The sequence below is a fragment of the Herpetosiphon sp. genome (assembly GCF_003512625.1).
GTDB classification, from domain to species: domain Bacteria; phylum Chloroflexota; class Chloroflexia; order Chloroflexales; family Herpetosiphonaceae; genus Herpetosiphon; species Herpetosiphon aurantiacus.
Genome location: NZ_DOPT01000033.1, coordinates 72,566 through 92,148, shown reverse-complemented (window position 1 = coordinate 92,148; position 19,583 = coordinate 72,566). Strand labels below are relative to the sequence as shown.

Annotated in this window: 19 protein-coding genes; 6 read left to right on the top strand and 13 right to left on the bottom strand. The window is 51.3% G+C overall.

Annotated elements, in window-relative coordinates:
- Nucleotides 1-107: 107 nt before the first annotated feature.
- The 5 genes from DEF47_RS08155 to DEF47_RS08135 all read right to left on the bottom strand — a co-directional run bounded on the left by DEF47_RS08155 (nucleotide 108) and on the right by DEF47_RS08135 (nucleotide 4,638).
- Nucleotides 108-1,607 carry an FAD-binding protein gene (locus DEF47_RS08155; protein ID WP_012191315.1) on the bottom strand — a complete coding sequence of 500 codons (1,500 nt, stop codon included), beginning with the start codon at nucleotides 1,605-1,607 and terminating at the stop codon, nucleotides 108-110.
- A gap of 12 nt (nucleotides 1,608-1,619) precedes the next feature.
- On the bottom strand, nucleotides 1,620-2,021 hold the full coding sequence (locus DEF47_RS08150; RefSeq protein WP_012191314.1) for a succinate dehydrogenase, hydrophobic membrane anchor protein: 402 nt from the start codon (nucleotides 2,019-2,021) through the stop codon (nucleotides 1,620-1,622).
- 22 nt (nucleotides 2,022-2,043) lie between these two features.
- Nucleotides 2,044-2,439 carry a succinate dehydrogenase/fumarate reductase transmembrane subunit gene (locus DEF47_RS08145; RefSeq protein ID WP_012191313.1) on the bottom strand — a complete coding sequence of 132 codons (396 nt, stop codon included), beginning with the start codon at nucleotides 2,437-2,439 and terminating at the stop codon, nucleotides 2,044-2,046.
- Nucleotides 2,440-2,469: 30 nt separating this feature from the next.
- A complete protein-coding gene (locus DEF47_RS08140; RefSeq protein ID WP_012191312.1) occupies nucleotides 2,470-3,624 on the bottom strand; it encodes an aminotransferase class V-fold PLP-dependent enzyme in 1,155 nt (384 codons plus the stop codon).
- Between the two features lie 162 nt (nucleotides 3,625-3,786).
- Nucleotides 3,787-4,638 carry a tetratricopeptide repeat protein gene (locus DEF47_RS08135; RefSeq protein ID WP_012191311.1) on the bottom strand — a complete coding sequence of 284 codons (852 nt, stop codon included), beginning with the start codon at nucleotides 4,636-4,638 and terminating at the stop codon, nucleotides 3,787-3,789.
- A gap of 236 nt (nucleotides 4,639-4,874) precedes the next feature.
- Here DEF47_RS08135 and DEF47_RS08130 point away from each other — a divergent pair, with 236 nt between their 5' ends.
- Nucleotides 4,875-5,873 carry a hypothetical protein gene (locus tag DEF47_RS08130; RefSeq protein WP_012191310.1) on the top strand — a complete coding sequence of 333 codons (999 nt, stop codon included), beginning with the start codon at nucleotides 4,875-4,877 and terminating at the stop codon, nucleotides 5,871-5,873.
- 6 nt (nucleotides 5,874-5,879) lie between these two features.
- Here the strand turns inward: DEF47_RS08130 and DEF47_RS08125 are convergent, their stop codons facing one another.
- From DEF47_RS08125 to DEF47_RS08100, 6 genes are all read right to left on the bottom strand, one after another.
- Nucleotides 5,880-6,254, bottom strand: a complete 375-nt coding sequence (locus tag DEF47_RS08125; protein ID WP_012191309.1) for a hypothetical protein — start codon at nucleotides 6,252-6,254, stop codon at nucleotides 5,880-5,882.
- A 10-nt stretch (nucleotides 6,255-6,264) separates the two neighbouring features.
- Nucleotides 6,265-6,888: a histidine phosphatase family protein gene (locus DEF47_RS08120; protein WP_012191308.1), complete on the bottom strand. Its 624-nt coding sequence runs from the start codon at nucleotides 6,886-6,888 to the stop codon at nucleotides 6,265-6,267.
- Nucleotides 6,881-7,087, bottom strand: a complete 207-nt coding sequence (locus tag DEF47_RS08115) for a YwbE family protein (RefSeq protein ID WP_012191307.1) — start codon at nucleotides 7,085-7,087, stop codon at nucleotides 6,881-6,883. The genes DEF47_RS08120 and DEF47_RS08115 overlap by 8 nt, the downstream gene beginning before the upstream one ends.
- Nucleotides 7,088-7,116: 29 nt before the next feature.
- Nucleotides 7,117-7,944: an MOSC domain-containing protein gene (locus DEF47_RS08110; RefSeq protein WP_012191306.1), complete on the bottom strand. Its 828-nt coding sequence runs from the start codon at nucleotides 7,942-7,944 to the stop codon at nucleotides 7,117-7,119.
- Nucleotides 7,945-8,084: 140 nt separating this feature from the next.
- The gene (locus tag DEF47_RS08105) at nucleotides 8,085-9,731 is read right to left on the bottom strand and encodes a GAF domain-containing sensor histidine kinase (RefSeq protein ID WP_012191305.1); all 1,647 of its coding nucleotides are present in this window, start codon (nucleotides 9,729-9,731) and stop codon (nucleotides 8,085-8,087) included.
- A 162-nt stretch (nucleotides 9,732-9,893) separates the two neighbouring features.
- The gene (locus DEF47_RS08100; protein WP_012191304.1) at nucleotides 9,894-10,301 is read right to left on the bottom strand and encodes a sulfite exporter TauE/SafE family protein; all 408 of its coding nucleotides are present in this window, start codon (nucleotides 10,299-10,301) and stop codon (nucleotides 9,894-9,896) included.
- A 77-nt stretch (nucleotides 10,302-10,378) separates the two neighbouring features.
- Between DEF47_RS08100 and rlmB the strand changes: the two genes are divergently transcribed.
- From rlmB to purQ, 5 genes are all read left to right on the top strand, one after another.
- Nucleotides 10,379-11,119, top strand: a complete 741-nt coding sequence (gene rlmB / locus DEF47_RS08095) for a 23S rRNA (guanosine(2251)-2'-O)-methyltransferase RlmB (protein ID WP_012191303.1) — start codon at nucleotides 10,379-10,381, stop codon at nucleotides 11,117-11,119.
- A 345-nt stretch (nucleotides 11,120-11,464) separates the two neighbouring features.
- Entirely contained in the window at nucleotides 11,465-14,344 is a 2,880-nt protein-coding gene (gene purL, locus DEF47_RS08090; RefSeq protein WP_012191302.1) for a phosphoribosylformylglycinamidine synthase subunit PurL, read from the top strand.
- A 234-nt stretch (nucleotides 14,345-14,578) separates the two neighbouring features.
- Entirely contained in the window at nucleotides 14,579-15,412 is an 834-nt protein-coding gene (locus DEF47_RS08085) for a DUF1444 family protein (RefSeq protein ID WP_012191301.1), read from the top strand.
- 15 nt (nucleotides 15,413-15,427) lie between these two features.
- A complete protein-coding gene (locus tag DEF47_RS08080; protein ID WP_012191300.1) occupies nucleotides 15,428-16,144 on the top strand; it encodes a hypothetical protein in 717 nt (238 codons plus the stop codon).
- A gap of 64 nt (nucleotides 16,145-16,208) precedes the next feature.
- Nucleotides 16,209-16,979: a phosphoribosylformylglycinamidine synthase I gene (purQ, locus tag DEF47_RS08075; protein ID WP_012191299.1), complete on the top strand. Its 771-nt coding sequence runs from the start codon at nucleotides 16,209-16,211 to the stop codon at nucleotides 16,977-16,979.
- Nucleotides 16,980-17,035: 56 nt separating this feature from the next.
- Here purQ and DEF47_RS08070 read toward each other — a convergent pair whose 3' ends face one another.
- Complete coding sequence (locus DEF47_RS08070) at nucleotides 17,036-18,613, bottom strand: ankyrin repeat domain-containing protein (RefSeq protein WP_012191298.1); 1,578 nt, start codon at nucleotides 18,611-18,613, stop codon at nucleotides 17,036-17,038.
- 54 nt (nucleotides 18,614-18,667) lie between these two features.
- Nucleotides 18,668-19,552, bottom strand: a complete 885-nt coding sequence (locus tag DEF47_RS08065; RefSeq protein WP_012191297.1) for an MBL fold metallo-hydrolase — start codon at nucleotides 19,550-19,552, stop codon at nucleotides 18,668-18,670.
- Between the last annotated feature and the right edge of the window lie 31 nt (nucleotides 19,553-19,583).

The window sequence follows — 19,583 nt, the reverse complement described above, 5'->3', positions numbered from 1 at the left end:
ACCCCCTCAAGGGCAATCAGGGAACATCACACATCCCACAACATCAGGTAGTTCGCAGCGGAAGCCAACCCTTTGGAAGGTTAGGGGATGAGGGCATACCAATCCGCTTAGAGCGCAGCCACGCTTGCTTTTGCCACAGCATCTGCCACATCCAGTAGCCGATCAAGCTCTAGGGCTTCGAGCAATTCAGTATTAAAGCGCCGATTTTTATCGTGCAGGGCAATTTGGCCAAATTGTTCGCGCAAGCTATGTACTAAACCAACGTGTTGTTCATCGCTGGCCGCAGTATGGGCTTGGCTATTGAAGGCTTGACGCAGGTTTTTGCGCACAAGACCCAATTTGTGGCTACCTTTTTGGCCGAACAAGCCTTCGATTTCGTCGCTGGCGTTGCTGGTAGCGTAGCTTGGCACGTTGCCATAGCTAGCCGCGCCCAGTTTGTCGGCAATTGCCGCGCCTGCCAGTTTGGCAAACACTACGGCAGCCGCCAATTCGTTGCCAGGCAAGGCTTGCTCGCCGTGCACGCCGTTATTGGCGCAAGCGCCAACTGCATACAAACCTTCAAAGCCTGCCACGCTACCATTGAGGTCGGTTGGCAAACCACCAAGGCTCGATTGTTGGGTCGGCTTGACTGGAATAAAATCATGGTTGGGATTAACACCAGCAAAATCTTCGGCATAATCCAATAGGTGTGGGTAGCGCTCACGAATTTGGCTGGTTGGCAGATGCCGCACATCGAGCCAAACATGACCATCAACGCCTCTGCCAGCAGCAATTTCAGCGTTAACCGCAGCAGTTACCTCAGCCAAGCTAGCTTGTTCGTTGGTAAAGCGTTTTTCGCTGGCGTTAAGCAGGTGTGCGCCATCGGCTAGCACTTGTTCGTTGATAATCAAGCCAGTATTGGCCACACCCAAGGGGTGGAAATTGACCAAATCCATGCCGATTAGGTTGATGCCAGCTCGCAAAGCAGCGGCATGGCCATCGCCAGTTGAGGCATATGAATCGCTGGAAGTGGCATAGAGTTGACCATAGCTGCCAGTTGCCAGCACCGTTACTTTGGCATTGATAACTTCGATTTCGCTGCTGCGAATATCGAGCACACTCACACCACGCACGTTTTTGCCTTCAACCACCAAACCCAACATAAACCACTCAGGATACACTTTGATACCAAAGCGCACGACTTCGCCATACAAGGTCGTGACAATTGCGTGGCCAGTTTGGTCGCCAGCGTTAGCCAAGCGTGGTTGACTATGGCCATAGCCAACTTGTTGGGCGATCCGGCCACTCTTCAAGCGGCTAAATGGCAAGCCCATGTGCTCTAGCTCATACACAGCGGCAGGAGCTTGCTCGCACAGCGCCTTGACCGCAGCGGCATTATTGCTTTTGCCATAGGCCAAGGTATCGCTGATATGCGCTTCAACGCTATCACTGCTGCTATTCCCTAAGGCGGCGGCAATGCCTGTGCGTTCGACGACCGAAGCCGCCCGAACTGGATATTGTTTGGTCACAATCGCCACATCGGCTTTGGGCGCGTTACGTTTAATCTCAAGGGCGCAGCGCATCCCAGCGATGCCACTGCCAACCACAATTACATCATGCTGAATCACAGACGACACTCCTTATGCCAAAGCCCACAACGTCCAGAAGCCCAAAATTGCCCCGGCGATACCCAAGACAATCAACAAAAAGTTGACCGTATGGCGCACAGCGCTATTGGTTGTCCAGTCGTAGATGACATTGCGAAAGCCGTTGAGGCCATGAAACAGCGCACAAATTAACAAAAGCCCTTCGTTCAGCACATACCACAGTGGAAATGCGCTGAAGGTTTCGCGCATACCGTTATAGGTCAGTGCTGGTGTATCAAGCTTGGTGAAATAGGTAAAATACAGGTGGATTGGCAAAAACAGCAACAAACCATACGAAGAAAGGCGTTGCAGAATCCACAACAGCGTGCCCGCACCAGGTTCTACTTTAACCTTTTGAGCGCGGCTTGTAACGCTGATAACATCTCGGTGCACCATTGAAGCGATTCCTTTCCAGCCGTTACGCCGCCAGATTGGCGATAATCTTAATAAAGAGCAGCACAAACAGCGCCACCGTCAAGACCAACGAAAGCCAGAAAGAGGCTCGTTGGAAGCGAGCGCCAAACCCTGCCTCAAGGGTCAAAACCCGCAAGCCAGTTAGGGCATGCAACACCACCAGCGCCACAACCACCGCATGGGTAATATGCCAGAAGGTCGTGTTGTACGCAGCCATCGCCGTGTTGAAGGCCGCCGCAGCGGTGCCAGCCGGCTCATCGCTGGTGCGAATTACCGTGCTCAATTCCCAAATGTACGTCAGCATATACACCGTGAGCAACAAGCCCGAAAAACGGAGTAAAATGCGCGCTAGATACGAGGCACTCGTTTGATAACGGTCCAAAATCGTGCGAGTGGACACGTAACCTCCTTATTGATGCTGAATTCCAAATTACTGGCTAAGAGCCTGCAAGCGTTCCACAAAAAGATCAAGCTCTGTCTCTAAGGTATAGAAAAATGGCGATACCCGCACATGGCCAGGCCGATGATCAACGATTATCCCCTGCTCAGCCAAGGCAGCCACCAACTTGGCATGCTCGGCACTTTGGATCATCACGATCCCTGCATGCTGCTGTGGGTCGCCAGAAATAGTTAGTTGATAGCCTGCATCGCGTAACTTGGCCACCAAATAGGCCACCAGTTCGCTGGTGCGTTGTTGAATTGCCGCCACGCCATGGTCAAGGATGATCTGCATGCCAGCATGGCCAGCATAGACCGCCGATAAAGCAGGCGTGCCAACTTCAAAGCGCCGCGCATCGGGGGCAAACTCAAAGTTGTTGGGGTCGAAGGCAAATTGGTTGGCATGACCAAACCAGCCAGCAACCGTCGGCTTAAGCTGCTGAATCAGGCTGGGGCGGACATAGCATTCAACAATGCCCGTTCCACCAAGCAGCCACTTCAAGCCCCCAGTCATGTAGAAATCCAGATCGCTGGCGACGACATCGACTGGCACTTGCCCCGCCGCCTGATAGCCATCGATCAGGCATAATGCGCCTTTGGCATGGGCTAATTTGGCAATTTCAGCAATTGGCTGAATTGTGCCACTGGCAAAAAAGACATGCGAGGTTGCCACCAAGGCCGTGCGCTCATCGATTGCAGCCTCGTAGGCTTCCAATGGCACATGCACGCCATCGGGCGATGGCAAAAGCACCACCTCAACCTCAGGATGCGCCAACCATTGATACGGAATTGTTGGAAAATCGAGGACGCTTGAAATCACCTTGGGCCGTTGGCGATAATCCAAGGCACTGGCGATTACCGAAAGGGCCACGCCAACGCTAGGAGCCAAAGCCACCGAGCCAGCCGGAGCATTAAATAAGCGTTCGGTGGTCGTGCGTAAAGCAGCGCACTCACCGAGCCAAATCTTATACCACGCCGATGCCCCGTACTCTTCCCATAAATCCAAATGCTGATTAACTGCCGCACGCACGCGGCTGCTCAATGCGCCAAGCGAACATGTATTCAGATAGGTTTTGCGGCTCAAAATCGGGAACTCAGCCCGACTAGCCAACCAATCACGCGGTGCAGTGCTCATGGTTGTAAACACAAATATCACCTGCCGATCAGAAATTTCTGATCAGAGGCTCGCGAATCAGCAACTCTAGAAACTTGTTTGGATTATAGCGCAGTTTAAGGGGAGTGTCGAACGCAAATCAATGCCTTCTAATCAGCAATTTTAGCTAGTTGGCAGGCATTGATTCGCCATAATTTAGGCTTTGCCTGCTCGAATGTTGAGGTTGAGTAATCGCGCGGCCTCGTTTTGTACAAACCATTGATCTTGGGCTAAAGCGTGATAGGCTTGCTCAAAGTAGGGCTTAGCCGCCTCATGCTCGCCTAAAGCGGCTAGATTCTCGCCAATTTCCTCGAAAACATAGCCATCGGTGATGCCTGCGGCTTGCAGTTCGTCGGCCAGCGCTTGTTGCAATGCTAGCGCCGATTGATAGTCGCCCAATGACCGTAAACAGCGGGCCACCGACCACCGGGCAATTTGAATTTGGCGCGGGCGTTCACGTTGCAGCCATGCCTGTTCAGCCTCTTTGAATAATGCTAGAGCCTCAGCAAACTCACCGCGTTCATGCAGATCCCAAGCGGCATTATTGAGCATCGCAGGAATTAATGCTTGGGCTTTGGGGTCATCAGAGCTGCGGGCTAGCTCCAAGCCCTGTTGGTTCCAGCTCAGCGCTTGTTGATCGCTACCATAACTAATTGCCAACATATGCGCTGCATCAACTGCTAAGCCCACAAAACCCGCTTGGCTAGCCAGTTTCCAAGCTTGGCTAAAGAAATAACGCGCCATTTCGAGCTCGCCAGCCGAATTGTGGGTGCGGCCTCGCTCTAAGTAATAACGCACTTTGGGTCGCTCACCTGCTACAGGCAATTGGGCTTCGAGTTGATCGAGCCGTTCATGCGCTTCGGCAAACCGCCCACGCAGCGAAAATGTGCGGGCAATTTGGCTGAGAAGTTCAAGCTGATCGTCACCGCTGGTTTCGTTCAAGGCCTGCACAAAACGGCTCTCGCTCACAGCAGGGTCAGCATATTCCCACAGCGCATCAATATCCATACTTCAATTGCTCCATTCCAATTCAAATAGCACAGCTTTGCTATTTTAAAGAGTCAAATGAATCACTGTCAAGCGGCTTGAGAAATATTCACCCGATCTCAAATAAGCGCTTAATCACCCACAATAGCGGATTTGCTGCTTGGATACAGGAAAATAATCGAAAAATAGCATCTTAATCTTGTATACAAGCAACGGTTTGTCTCGATCAATCTGCCTAAAATAGGAGCGGAATAAGGATGAGTACTATCGCGTTTTCAAAAGTCAATCAAATCGTCAATGATCTCAAATCGGCTCAAGGTTCGGCGATCCTTGATCATGTACGAAATGTTGCTAGCCTCAGTGAATCACATTCGCGGATTGTTGTGGCCCTGCTAGAGCTGCTTGAAGCACCCCAAACCCCAGCCGATGCACATGCGAAAATACTTGAGGTTTTGCAAAAGGAGCCGCATAGTTCGATTATTAACCGTAGCTCTGCTTGGAAATTGGCGCTCCAAAAATATCTCGGCACAGCCCAACCAATCGTTTATCAGCCTAATCCAGCGCCCAGCTATCCAACACCAACACCAACACCGCCAGCAAATCAGCCACCAAGCCAACAACCAACGCCGCAGTTTGTGAGTGCCTCAGCAACCAGACCTTGCCCGTATTGTGCTGAACACATTTTGGCTGATGCCAAAAAATGTCGTTTTTGTAATGAATGGTTGAGTGGCAGCAAACCTGCATCTTCCAGTACTTCTCAGTCCAAAACCCAACGATTTTTAGAGGTTGAGCTTTCAAGTAGAGCGCTGATGATCATTGGGTTTATCTTGTTTTTCCTCTTTTTCTCACCGTTTGTTGCGTGTGGGCCAATCGATATGTCGGCCAGCGAAATTACGGCGGCAAGCGTCGCTGAAACAGCCAATAATCGCAGTCAGACCTATTCGTATTATTCATCATCGCGCAATGATGATGATGAAGGTTCCATCATGTGGTTATCATTATTGCTCATCCCAGTCACTGCTGCAACACTCTTCATCACTGGTATGTCGATGGCGAATCAGCTAGCCACAACTGGAGTTTACCCTGAAAAACCCGAACGAACGCAAGTATTGGTTATTATTACGGTATTTGTCTTAGTTGGTTTAGGGTTGTTAATTATGTTTCACCCAATTCTAGAATTACTTTGGGGTTATTACGCCGTTATGACCTGTTTGGCCACTGCATTTATCGCCATTAAACGTTTAGATTATGTCTGACCATGCTCAAGGTTCAATCAGGCCTTTGGTTCGTAGCTCAGCGTAAATTGCCTGATTATATGTATACATGGCCTGTTGTTGAGCCTCGCGGTCGCCCTCAAGTGCAGGGTCGTAGGCGTAGTAACCAACGGGGCTAGCAAAATGGCTAATCACACCAGCACTATCAATTTTAAGATGCTGATCGTTAGTAAAGCGATTGACGGCATAGACTTCAAGGCTACAACCTTGGGCATCAAGCTCAACCAGATAGCGAATTTCCCATGGCGTAACATACTGCCATGGCATTGTGCCACGGCCAGGTTGTGCCAAAAGCTCATCGAGAAAGTTTACATCTTGGCAATCGAAAAATTGGCCGAACGCCGCCTTGAGCGCAGTAGTCATCATCCACTCCTCAAAGGTTGGTTAGGTGCTGCGTATCATTTAATCGATCAAGCATACGGTTGTGGAATGGTGCAGTTTGGGTTAGCCACGAAATGCTGCCCGAAGTAACCCGAAAGGCCACTAAACCAACTGACTCAAGCGGCATCCCGAGCCAAGCGGCAATCACAAAGGTTGCCGCAAAGCCATGGGTCACAATCACGAGCTGTTGTTCAGCAGTAGCAGTAATCATTTCCATGGCGGCATACACTCGCGTTGCCACCTCGCGTCGATTCTCGCTGCTTGGATAAATCCGATGATCAAGCCTACCAACGCCGTTAGGTGGATAGACAATCTGCTGATCAAACCATGCTTGATCACGGCCTTCTGCCGCCCCATAACTCATCTCTCGCAGGCGTTGATCAAGTATAACTGGACTAGCCAACGTTTGGGCAATTATCTCAGCAGTTTGGGCAGTCCGCTGCAAATCTGAGCTATAGATCGAACAAGCATGAATCCCCGCTTCGGCCAATGCGGTTGCAATCGCCTTGGCTTGGCGCTGACCACGTTCTGTTAAGCCTGTATCGTACCAACCACCAACTTTGTGTTCGATATGGTGCAGCGATTCGGGATGACTGACAAGGGCGATTTTAGCCATTCGGCGAACCCAAAATTTGTTTGACCCGCCCAACTTCACCCGTTACCAAACGCACTTTAATGCCATGCGGGTGGTTCGGCGATTTGGTCAGAATATCTTTGACAATACCAGTGGTGGTCTTGCCCGTCGCTTGATCCTGCTTAAGCACAATCGCTACTTGAATGCCAGGCTTGATGGCGCTGCGTTGTTGGCCGTTCATGCTCGCTCCTAAAAAATGTAATCAATTGATTATACAGGCTGTTTGAGCACCACAACCTGATCACCTTGGCGAATTGTGCCCAACTTACGTGGCACGAGCTGAATGCCAAATGGCACGCCACCCGCCGTTTTACGATAACGGGCTAGGGTGCGCAATGGCTCTTGCTGCGCATGCTTTTGGCCCGTGGTTGGGTCGGCGGTAATCAGCACACAGCGCGGGCAGGCTTGGGCTACTTCAAACAAACATTCGCCAATTTGCAACCATTGCCATTGATCTTCTTGGTAGGCCCGTTCACCATCGATCACAATATTTGGGCGGAATTGGCGCATCTCAGCTGGCTGTTCGAGGCGTTGGTTCAGATCGGCCAACGAAGCCTGTGAAGCTAGCAAAATCGGATAATCGTCGGCGTAACTTACGCGGTCGGTGATGCGGCCCGTATAGCCCGATGGCATATCAGTTGGCAATGGGCGTTCGCAACCCTCGCCCATATAAACTACCAAGCAGTCAATTCCAAGATATTCGCTAAATGCTTGATTAATTGCTTGGTTGTAGACCATGGCTGGGTGCTGTTCCTCGGCCCATAAATTGACCCGCTCAATTGGCTGCAATAAATAAGGCAAGGCGATTGGCTCAGCTCGATTGGGCAAATGCACCAACAAGCCATCAGGCCCAACTTGGCTCTGAATTGCCAACATGGTGCCATATTCACGCGCCGTCAAAATCCGGCGATTTTCGCTGGCAACGATTGCCCAACGGCGGTCATTAGCAAAGCCGCGTAACTCCAACCATGCCTGATCAAGTGGAATTCCAGCGGTCGATTTAATCGGGTAAATCGTGAGATCAACAACCTGCGCCATGGCAATGCTCCTTCTAATGCCAGATCAAGCCCAATTATAGAATACATGGCTTTCCTCAGGCGCAATAGGCATTAAAGAGCACCCTCTTGTCCTTGCCACCAGACAAAAGGGTGCTCTATGTTCAGGCCTTGATTGGCACGTTACGCAAAATCTTCGGCTTCTTCGACCAAGGTCGGCACTCGAATGATAATTTGGGTTCCTTCGCCTGCCGACGAGCGAATTTCGCAAGCGCCACCCGCGAGGGTTGCCCGTTCGCCCATATTCAACAACCCAAACGAGCCACGCTCCTCATACGACGTGGTGATGCTCTTAAGATCAAAGCCAATCCCACTATCACGCACAACCGCAGTCAGCATTTGGCGTTCACTATCTTGAAAAAGCTCAATCCAGACCATCGAGGCTTTGGCATGTTTGCGGGCATTATTGACCGCCTCTTGGATAATCATAAAGGTGGCGGCGGCAGTTTGTGGGGCCAAACGACCAATAAAGTTGCCAGGCGTAAAGCGCACTTGCATCCCCGATGGATCGCGGAATTTGTTGGCGTATTCGTGTAGAGTTGCCACCAAGCCTTGGGTTTCGAGACCCAACGGGCGTAACTCAAATAGCAACGTCCGCAATTCTTGGTAGGTTTTTTTGACCAAGGCCGCTAATGAATTAAGCTCATCTTCGACGCGCTCAGGCATGGCCTGCATCAATTTTTTGATGAACTCGATGTTCATGGCAATCGCTGCGACCGATTGGGTTGGCCCATCGTGCAGATCGCGATTGATTTGGTGACGCACTTCTTCTTCTTTGCGAATCAAACGATCGCGTTCTTCTTTGAGTTTGGTGTAAAGATTGGCATTTTCAATCGAGATCGCCGCTTGGTTGGCGAGCATCGAGAGCGTGCGCAAATCGTGCTCGGTAAACGGGCCATTACGCTTATTGACTGCCTGAATTACCCCAACTGTCCGTTCGCGTGAACGCACTGGCACGGTCAGAATATTGCGGGTTTGATGCGAAATATCGCTATCAACTTGGCGATAGAACCGCGCATCATTTTGTGGATCATCAACAATCAAGCCTTGGCCATGGGTGACAACCCAGCCAGCGAAGCCTTGATCCATTGGCATGCGATAAGAGCGCAATTCTTGGCTATTGTTCGAAGGCGTTTCAAAATACAGCTCTTTATGCACTTCATCGACCAACAGCAACGAAGCGCTTTCGCTATCGACAATTTGGGTAACTTTTTCAATAATCGTGCGCAAAAGGCTGCGCAAATCAATATCACTGGCAATCGATTGGCTGACTTGATAGAGCAAATTCATCTCATCAAGTTCGCTGCGCGTCGTGTTGAGCAAGGCCACTCGATCGGCGGCTCCACCAGCCACGCCCACCAAAAGCAAGGCCAATTCGCCCTCATTCTCAGGTGATACGCGGTCGGCAGAAACAATCAGGTGCAACAGGCCAACTTCATCATCACCAGAACGCAGAGTTAATTCCACCAAGGCTAGCTCATCGTTAATCCCATAGACCCCTAAATCTTGCTCGCCGCCAGTTGTGCGCTCGAATACCGAACGAGCTTGCTCGATCATTTCGTGACCATCGGCAGGCAATTCGCCATGCTCCAGCGAAAACGGCACATTTAATGGATCAATATAGAGCAATGCCCCTGCTTGGGCCGGCCAAAACTCGATTAAACGTTGCAAAAACGAATCAAGCAGATCCTGTGGGTTTTGGTAGGCGGTTGCCGTGAGCAACTGACTGAATGTTTGCCAGCGTTGAGCATCGAGAGTTATTGATGGCATTACCGAGCCTCCTTGCAGTATCAACTCAATCTACCCTAGCCATGCAACAGCGTCAAGCCTTGATCATGGTTGATCAGTTTTAGCATAGTTTTGCAATGATGGCTCAATCAACTAATCGTTATGTTGGTTAATGGCGGATGCTTGCCAATTATCTAACAGCAGTTATTTCATAAACAAATAGCGAGCACCAATGATGAACAGAAATGCGCCATAGAACTTTTTCATGGTCGCCGAAGAAATTGGTGCAGCAATTTTGGCTCCAAAATAGGTTCCAACTAGCAAGCCAAGCGCAATAATGATCGAAGCTCGCCAATCCAAATTACCCTCTTTATAGTAAACAAAAGCGCCGAGCAAGCCAACTGGCAAGATCTGTGCGCCAATCGATGTGCCAGTGGCAAATTTCTGATCAAGCGCCAGCAACAAAACCATGGCTGGCACCATAATCGCCCCGCCACCAATTCCGAACATGCCGCCCGCCACTCCAGCGACCAACCCAATCAGAAGAAGATTGATAATCATGCCAACGCTTAGTGTAATCACGCGCTTTTGCTCCTTCGGTTGCTGATCCATGTCATTCCTCCATTGACAGCTTGACGCTATAATAGCGCAAACTGACCAATAACTTAGCACCGAATAGGATTGATACTTTGGAATTATTATATGGACGCAATGCTGTTTTAGAGGCGTTACGTGCTAATCGGCGTAAATTGGGTCGCTTGCTGATTGCCGATGGTATTAAAGAGGGCGAATCGATGCAGGCGATCAATACAATTGCCCGCGAACGCCGAATGCAAGTTGCTAAAGTGCAGCGTAGTGAGCTTGATAAACGCACGGCTGGGGCAAACCATCAAGGCATTGCCCTCGAATGCGGTGCCTATCCCTATGTCGAAGTTGACGATATTATTGAGCTAGCCCGTGAGCGTGGCGAACAGCCGCTGATCTTGATTTTCGACCATTTGCAAGACCCACAAAATATTGGCACGCTGATGCGCACCGCCGAAATTGTCGGCGCACATGGCATTATTTTCCCCGATCGGCGCTCGGCCAGCATCACACCAGCAGTGATTAATGCTTCAGCTGGCGCAGTTGAGCATTTGTATGTGGCCCAAATTACCAACATTGCCCAAACCATCAAGCACCTGCAAGAGTACAATATTTGGGTGGCGGGAGTTGAAGATGATGAGCGGGCGGTCGATTTTGATAAGGCCAATTTGCGCGGAGCCTTGGCTTTGGTGATTGGAGCCGAAGGCCCAGGCTTGGCCCGCTTAACCCGCGAACGCTGCGATTTATTGGTGCGTTTGCCGATGCGCGGTAACGTTGCCTCGCTCAACGCCGCCACTGCTGGCTCGATCATTTTGTATCATGCTTGGCGAGTACGCGAAAAGTAGAGCATAGATGTAATGGTTCATTCCCTCACCCCCAACCCCTCTCCCACGGCGGCGGGCGAGGGGAGCATTCCTAGAGCGGTTCCCCCTCGCCTGCTGGGCGGGAGCGGGGGTGAGGAAATTTCAATGAACCATCATGGCTTTTAGCTATCAGAGATTGGTTGGAACTATCACCAGTTGTTCCGATAGCCAAAATCCTATAGCCTCATCTTCGCGCTCTTCGCGACCTTCGCGGTTTCCAAATTGCTAACCTCTGACCCCTAGCCCCTGACTATGCCTTTTTGACATTCATCCGTGAGACGGGTAGAATCGCGATAGCCTACGAGTTAACTCGAACAGGAGTCAATTGTGTCCGCATATTTGGTCACTGTTTGCCCACGCGAGGCCGACAACCACGAACGGCTGTACCTTCTCGCCGGCGATCTTTCCTCAGAAGATGTCCAACGCCTGACCCTCGAATTACTGCATGATCCCGTTGCCCATACTGCTACCTGGCAAGCGCTTGACGCTGAGCTAGCCACGCCCAAAGCTGGAGCATTGGTGGAGATTGCCTTTCGTCCAGGCGTGACCGATAACGAAGCTGAGACGATTTTAGTTGGCGCACGCCATATTGGGATTAACGGCTTGAAACAGGCCAAAACCCTGCGTCGCGTCTATGTGTCCGATGTGCAAGACGAAGCTGTTTTGCGTCAATTTGCTGGTGAACATCTTTTAAACGATTTGATTGAAACTGCTTATTCTACCCTTGAGGCTCGTAGCGCTGAACGTTTGCAGTTTTATCAACACTTATTACAACTTCCAGCTCCTCACACGCCCACGATCACCCGCGTGGCTTTGCGCGGAGTCAGCGATAGCGAACTCGAACGGATTAGCCGTGAAGGCATTTTGGCCTTGAGTTTGGCTGAAATGCAGGCAGTTCGCGATTATTTTGAGGATTTAGGCCGCGACCCAACCGATGGTGAGCTGGAAACCCTTGCTCAAACATGGTCGGAACATTGCCGCCATAAAACCTTCCGCGCCACGATCAGCTATCAACAAGTTGCCGCAGATCAGGGAATTGATGCGGCGTTGCACCCAGCCTTGGCTGAACTCAATGCCGCCAACGGGGCAACGATCAATGGTTTGCTCAATCACTATTTGCGTAGCGCTACCAACGCTGTTAGCAACGAGGCCTTGCTCTCGGCATTTGTCGATAATGCTGGGATTGTGGCCTTCGATGAGCAGTATGAAATTTCCTTCAAGGTCGAAACCCACAATCACCCTTCAGCACTAGAGCCATTTGGCGGTGCAAATACTGGGGTTGGTGGGGTTGTGCGCGACGTGTTGGGGGTTTCAGCTAAGCCAATCGCCGTGACCGATGTGTTGTGTTTTGGCTACCCTGATTTGCCAGAAAGCGAGCTTTCGCAAGGTGTGCTGCACCCACGGCGGATTCGCGAAGGTGTCGTGGCTGGGGTACGCGATTATGGCAACAAACTAGGAATTCCCAATGTCAACGGGGCGGTTTGGTATGACCATGGCTACACCGCCAATCCATTGGTATTCTGTGGCACGCTGGGCATTGCACCACGCGGCAGCCACCCACGCGGCGTTCAAGCAGGCGACGCAATTGTCGTAATCGGCGGACGCACTGGCCGCGATGGCATTCACGGTGCAACCTTCTCGTCGGTTGAATTAACTCACGACACTGCTGAAACGGTTGGGGCGGCGGTGCAAATCGGCGATCCCGTCACCGAAAAAACCGTGATCGACGTGTTGTTGCAAGCCCGCGATTTAGGTTTGTACAGCGCAATTACCGATTGTGGCGCGGGCGGGCTTTCCTCGGCGGTTGGCGAGATGGGCGAAGAAACTGGCGCAGTTGTTGAATTACGCGATGTGCCGCTCAAATATGCTGGCTTGCAACCATGGGAAATTTGGATCTCCGAAGCCCAAGAGCGCATGGTCGTTTCCGTGCCGCCGCAAAATGTCCAAACCTTGCTTGATCTTTGCCGTGGCGAAGATGTTGAGGCAACCGTGATTGGTCACTTCACTGCTGATGGTGTGCTGACAGTCAAGCACAACCAATTAACCGTGGTTGAGCTGGATATGGCCTTTTTGCATAGCGGCGGGGTGCAATTTAAGCTGAATGCTGATTGGCAGCCAAGCCCAGCACCAGCCAGCCAACCAGCCACTATCGATCACACGGCGCTACTCAAGGCAACGTTGGGACAGCCAATCGTCGCCAGCAACGAAAATATTGTGCGCACCTACGACCATGAAGTGCAGGCGGCCACCGTGCTCAAGCCCTTGGTTGGCGTGAACGAAGATGGCCCAGGCGATGCTGGGGTATTACAACCACGGGTCGATTCAAACCGTGGCGTGGTGCTTGGCTGTGGCCTGAATCCGTTGTATGGCAAAATCGATCCGTATTGGATGGCCTTAGCAGCGGTTGATGAAGCCTTGCGCAACATCGTCGCAGCTGGCGGCGACCCCGAACAAACCTGGATTTTGGATAACTTCTGTTGGGGCGACCCCAAATTGCCTGACCGCTTGGCAGGCTTGGTGCGAGCTTCGGCTGGTTGTCACGATGCCGCCTTGGCGTATCGCACGCCCTTTATTTCGGGCAAAGATTCGCTCAACAACGAATATCGCGATGCAGAAGGCAAGCGCGTGGCGATTCCACCAACCTTGCTGATTTCGGCCATGGCCTTAGTACCCGATGTGTTGCAAACAATCTCGATGGACGCGAAAGCCGCTGGCAATGCGATCTACTTGGTTGGTTTGACTCACAACGAACGCGGCGGGGCAGTCAGTGCTTTGGTTGGTGGCATCGATAATGGCAATCTGCCCAAGGTTAATCTGGCAACCGCGCCAAGCGTGCATAAAGCGCTACATGCGGCAATTCGCGCCAATAGCGTGCGAGCCTGCCACGATTTGAGTGAAGGTGGCTTGGCGGTCGCCGCTGCCGAAATGGCCTTTGCTGGCGGGTTTGGCTTGAGCTTGGAATTGAGCGCTATGCCAACATCTGGCAGTTTGAGCGCTGATGCCTTGTTGTGGAGCGAATCGACCACCCGTTTCTTGGTCGAGGTTGCCCCAGAGCAAGCCGCCAATTTCGAAGCTCAGTTGAGCAACATCGCCTACGCCAAAATTGGCCAAGTGCTGGCTGAACCACGCCTGATCATCAACGATTTGGCTGGCCAGCCGATTATCGACAGCGATTTGGCAAGCCTCAAGGCTGCATGGCAAGCTTAAATGTACAAAGGCTTAGCGCTCAAACTGTAAAGGTTCATCGCATTGGCAACAATCTGAACCCCTCACCTCCAACCCCTCTCCCATTGCGATGGGCGAGGGGAGTGGTTTCCCCCTCGCCTGCTGGGCGGGATAGGGGGCCAGGGGTGAGGGAACATTGGCTGGTGTTCATGTCATAAACCATTGCGCTCAACCCGCTAGGCCTTTGGCTTTTAACCTACAATAAGGACAAGGGTTATGGAAGATCGGCCACTTTTAGATGATGATGAATTTGGCGATGTTGTCGAGGAGCGTTTAGAGCAACTTGGCGGCATCGAAGAACTGAGCCGCGATGGCATGGAGATTCGCTTTCGCTGGCATGGACGGGCGGTCGTCTCCGAACTCGAGCATTTTTACAATGCCTATCGCCGCTCGCCAGAGCAACTTGAATCAATTTTACAATCGTTAGAGGCAGCAGTTCGCTCATTTGCACCTGATCGCGGCCAAGAGCTGTGGGATGAACTGGAAGATCGAGTTTATCCGATGATCAAGCCAGCTTCGATGCTGCTCGAAGTCGCTGAGCGCAATTTGCCCCAATTGGTCTATCGACCATTTCTGGCCGATTTGATCGTTTGCTATGTGATCGATGAACCAGAGAGCGTGGCCTACATCAACGAGGAACATCTCAAAACCTGGGGTGTACTCGAAACCACGATTTACACCAAAGCCGTGGATAACCTGCGCATCAAAACCCTCAAACCTGGCATGGCTCAAGTAATGGGCGAGGGCAATCAGATGCTCTTTATCTACTCGACCAGCGATGGCTATGATGCAGCACGAATTTTATTAACCGATGTTTTGAGCGAATGGGCCGATTTATTGCCTGGAAACTTGGTGCTGGGGATTCCCAACCGCGATTTCTTGATTGGCTTCAGCGATGCCAACCCTGAAATTCTGCAACGAATTGCCATGCAAATTGCCCAAGATGCCTACAAACTCGATTATGGCCTGAGCGATCAACTTTGGACGATCAAACAAGGCCAAATTTTGATTTACGAGTACGATTGGTCATCAAGCGAACGTAAAAATTAGCGCGAGGTTTGGTGCATGGCAGCAATATTCATTGGAATTACGGTCATTTGTTATGCCGTAGCAATTTTATTATGGCTGCGCTTTCGCTCATACCGCTATTTGCTGGTGTTGATTGCAGGCCATTGCACCATCGTAGCCGAGCCGATTTTGCAACGTTTGTATAGCCTAACCTACCCCGATAATGTGGCAGCAATAGGCATCCTTGGCAATCCTGTGCCGATCTATGCGTTGCTGGCGGCTAGTTGGATTGGCTCGTTACCAGTGTTGTTGATGTATTTCGGTCAACAGCAACATTGGTGGACACGCCATTATCTGACAGGAGTGGTAGCGTATGTGGCGCTTGTGCTCTATCACATTATCATTCAAGGGTTAGCCGCCCGCACCGGGTTATGGCGTTATAGCCAAAATGTTGGGGCTTGGGGGATTAATTTCTATCTCTTGATGGCGGTTTTTGCTGGGCTAAGCTCATTGCTCTTGTTCTATGCTATGGTTGCCAGCCGCTATTATGCCGCCGAAATTGCTGTGCCAACTCTGGTTGCCGCCAGCATCGGATCGCCGTTGATCTGCTTTGGCTTGCTGGGAGCGCCGTTCTGGCTACCACGCTTAATCGGCAGCAGCGGCAATTTTACCAAGCCTGCGTTACTGGTGATTGCAGGGCTGGTGCTGTGGGTTGTGCATTTGGCCAGCGCGGGGATTCATGCTTCGCGCCAGCAACATGTGATTGAACGATGACAGAACATAGAGCATAGAACATAAACATTTGAATAATCGACCTTCACGATAAGGAACTTTGATTATGACAAAGGTATTGGTGCTTCGCGCACCGGGGATTAACTGTGATGCCGAGGCCGCCGAAGCCCTCGAATTAGCGGGAGCCAAGGCTGAGCGGGTTCACGTTAACCGTTTGGCCGAAGGCAGCGTTCAATTGGCCGATTATGGCATGCTGCTGATTCCAGGCGGCTTTGCTTATGGCGACCATCTTGGTGCAGGCCGCATGTTGGCAGTCGATTTGATCTATCGTTTGCGCGAGGATCTGAGCCGCTTTGTGGCTGATGGTCGGCCTGTGCTGGGCATTTGCAATGGTTTTCAGGTTTTGGTCAAAACTGGGCTTTTGCCCAGCGATAAAGTAGGCCAAGCCACCTTGATCGATAACGCTAGCGGCCATTACGAGTGTCGCTGGATCAAATTGGGCCTCAACAGTGCTAGCCCATGTCTCTTTACCCAAGGCTTGAGTGGCACGCTCGATTTGCCGGTTGGCCATGGCGAAGGCCGTTTCCTAACCGATCAAGCTACGCTCGAAAAGCTCCAAGCCAATAACCAAATTGTGGTGCAATATCTTGATCAAGCCGACCAACCAACCATGGACTATCCGGCTAATCCTAACGGAGCTTTAAATGCAATCGCGGGTATTTGTAACCCAGCGGGCAATGTGTTTGGCTTGATGCCGCACCCTGATCGAGCCTTCTTGCCGCAACATCATCCACAATGGCGGCGACGCGGCCTTGACCTCGAAGGACCAGGCATGGCGATTTTCCGCAACGGCGTGCGAGCAATGGCCTTAGTTTAAGCCCAATGGCGCAACAGCAAAAATCTGTTGCGCCATGTTCAATTTCAATCAACGTGCTAGAGCGTTGCTACTTGATTACGTGGTGAACCACCCCAATTGTCTAGAGCATCAATATCAGCGCCGCTAGCAACCAACAGGCGGGCTGCTGCCGATTGTTCATGCCACAAGGCCAAGGTAAGCGGCGTGCCACCATCAGAGCCGCGCGGCTCCAAGCCAGCACCCTGCTCAAGCAGATATTCGATCACCGCAAGTTGCCCAGATTTACTGGCCCAATGTAACGCAGTATAGCCCCATTGATCGCGCTGATGTAAAGCGTGACGATCAGTTTCGACTAAGGCTTCGACCCTGGCAAAATCGCCCATACCTGCCGCCATCCATAGGTCGGGTTTAACTTCTCGACCAATCAAATAATCGATAACTGCTGTTTGCTCACGTTCAATTGCCAGCCGCAACGGCGTGCGTCCATAGCGATTGGTGGTACTGGCGAGTTCGGATTGATGATCCAGCAATTGTTCCAGCAGATCAATCCGACCAAGGATAACAGCACTAAATATATCGGGAGTTGCGCCATGGTTCAGCAGCAGTTCGGCAGTTGCATGGTGACCATAGGTTATTGCGAGTTGCAGGGCGGTTTCGTTGCGTTTGGTTCGGGCAGCAATATCGGCATCATGCGCCAATAATTCGGCAACCGCTGCAACTTGACCATTCCATGCCGCCAAATGCAGGGCAGTATATCCAGCTTGATCAAGCGCCTGAATTTGTGCAGGATCGTGGATAAGCAACTCACGAAGTTCAGCACACTGGCCGATCAGGCTGGCATTGAAGATCGGTGTAGCTGTACTATGTTGTAACAACAGATCTACCAGTTCAGGGGTTGGCTCTAGTTTGCGCGTTCCGGCTATATGCGCTGCCAGATACAAGGCTGGGCGACCACGGGCATCGAGGCTATTGGGATCAGCACCATAGTCCAGCAGCATTTCCGCCATGGCCTGCTTGCCACGATCTACGGCAATATGCAATGGTGTCGCGCTTTCTGGATGGGTCTGATTGCCAGTTGTGCGGGCGTGCACTAGTTCAGGATTTTGCTTGAGCAGCATCGCCGCCTGATCGGTTAAATTAAGCATGACTGCCGCGAAAATATCGGCAATTGCACCATGTGCTAACAAAAAGTTGCACAGGTCGGTGTGATTGCCCCATTGATGACCCGGGCGACGAATGCAACTAGCCGCTAAATGTAATGGTGTTTGCCCAGCATAATCAACGGCATTAATATCTGCGCCTCGTTCCAATACCATGCCGACAATATCAGGTCGGGTAACCCAGCGTACCATCGCATGCAGCGGCGTGCCACCCTGCCGATCGCGGGCATTGGGGTCAGCACCAAGTTCAAGTAGCTGCTTAACCAAGCGCTGTTCACCGTTCCATGCTGCCAAATGGAGTGGGGATTGACCGATCCGAGCATTGCCGTATTGCTCTGGATGGCATACGAAAGACGTAACACTCAGCGATTGATCGATGGGATCGAAGCGGGTGGTTGCTAGCTCAGGGTGTGCAGCAAGAATCTCAGTAGCAATTAAGCTTTGCCCAGAACGAAGTGCCTCAAAAAGCCGCTCATCGATCGTTATACTATTCATTGCGATTCCTTTCCTAATCAACTGCTCGATTATGAAGTTTGGGCTGATTACAGCTTAATACATTGATTGAACCTCGGGGAGCGCCAAACCGGCCAAAAATGCCTGCATGATGTCATGGTGATCTTCGGTTAGCGGTATGGCTAGTTGTTGACTAATTTGAGCCAGAATCGTATCAGGATCAGCACCTATTTGGTTGACGATCGTGCCAATGTGGCGTAATAACTGGGCTTCAGCCTCGAATTCAGCCCGCGTCAACGGTTGCTCATGATGGCTGGCACAATAAAAATCAGCAGGCAACGCTAATAAACGCTCTAACAATGGGAAAATTTGGCTGGTAGTTAAGCGTCTTGCTCCATGATAGAGGTCGTCGTAAATACAATCGCCCAAAAAGACTACGGCTTGACTTGGTACATAAACGATTGTTGAATCGTGGGCATGATCGCCGCCAACAACGATTAATTCGGCAACACAATTGCCTAAATCAAGCATGAATTGCTGTTCGATGCTGGTCGTTGCTGGCACAATCTGCAATTGGCTCCGATCTGCCAACTCAGCCTTGATCATATCGCGACAAAAGCCAATTTCTAAACCATCAGCGACTCGTTGATCAAGCGCTGCGTCGCTCCAATCGAGGGTCGCCAACACCTGCAAAATGCGATTGGTTTCTTGTGAGGCGTAGCTTGGTAGATTCAGGGTCGCAGCCCCAAACACATGATCCCAATGCCAATGGGTTAGGGCTAGGCATGTTGGTTGAGCCAAGGCTTGGGCTTCAATCGCATTACGCAACAAGTCAACATGGGCAGGTGAGTTACCAGCATCAATCACCAAACATTCGTGATCGCCAACGACCAAGCCCAACATCGGGCGATCGGTGCGGCTATCGGCGGGCATCCAAAAAATTCGTTCGGTCAAACGATGGAGTTGATCAAGGGCATGCATTACAATTCCTGCTCTAACAAAGGAGTCTACG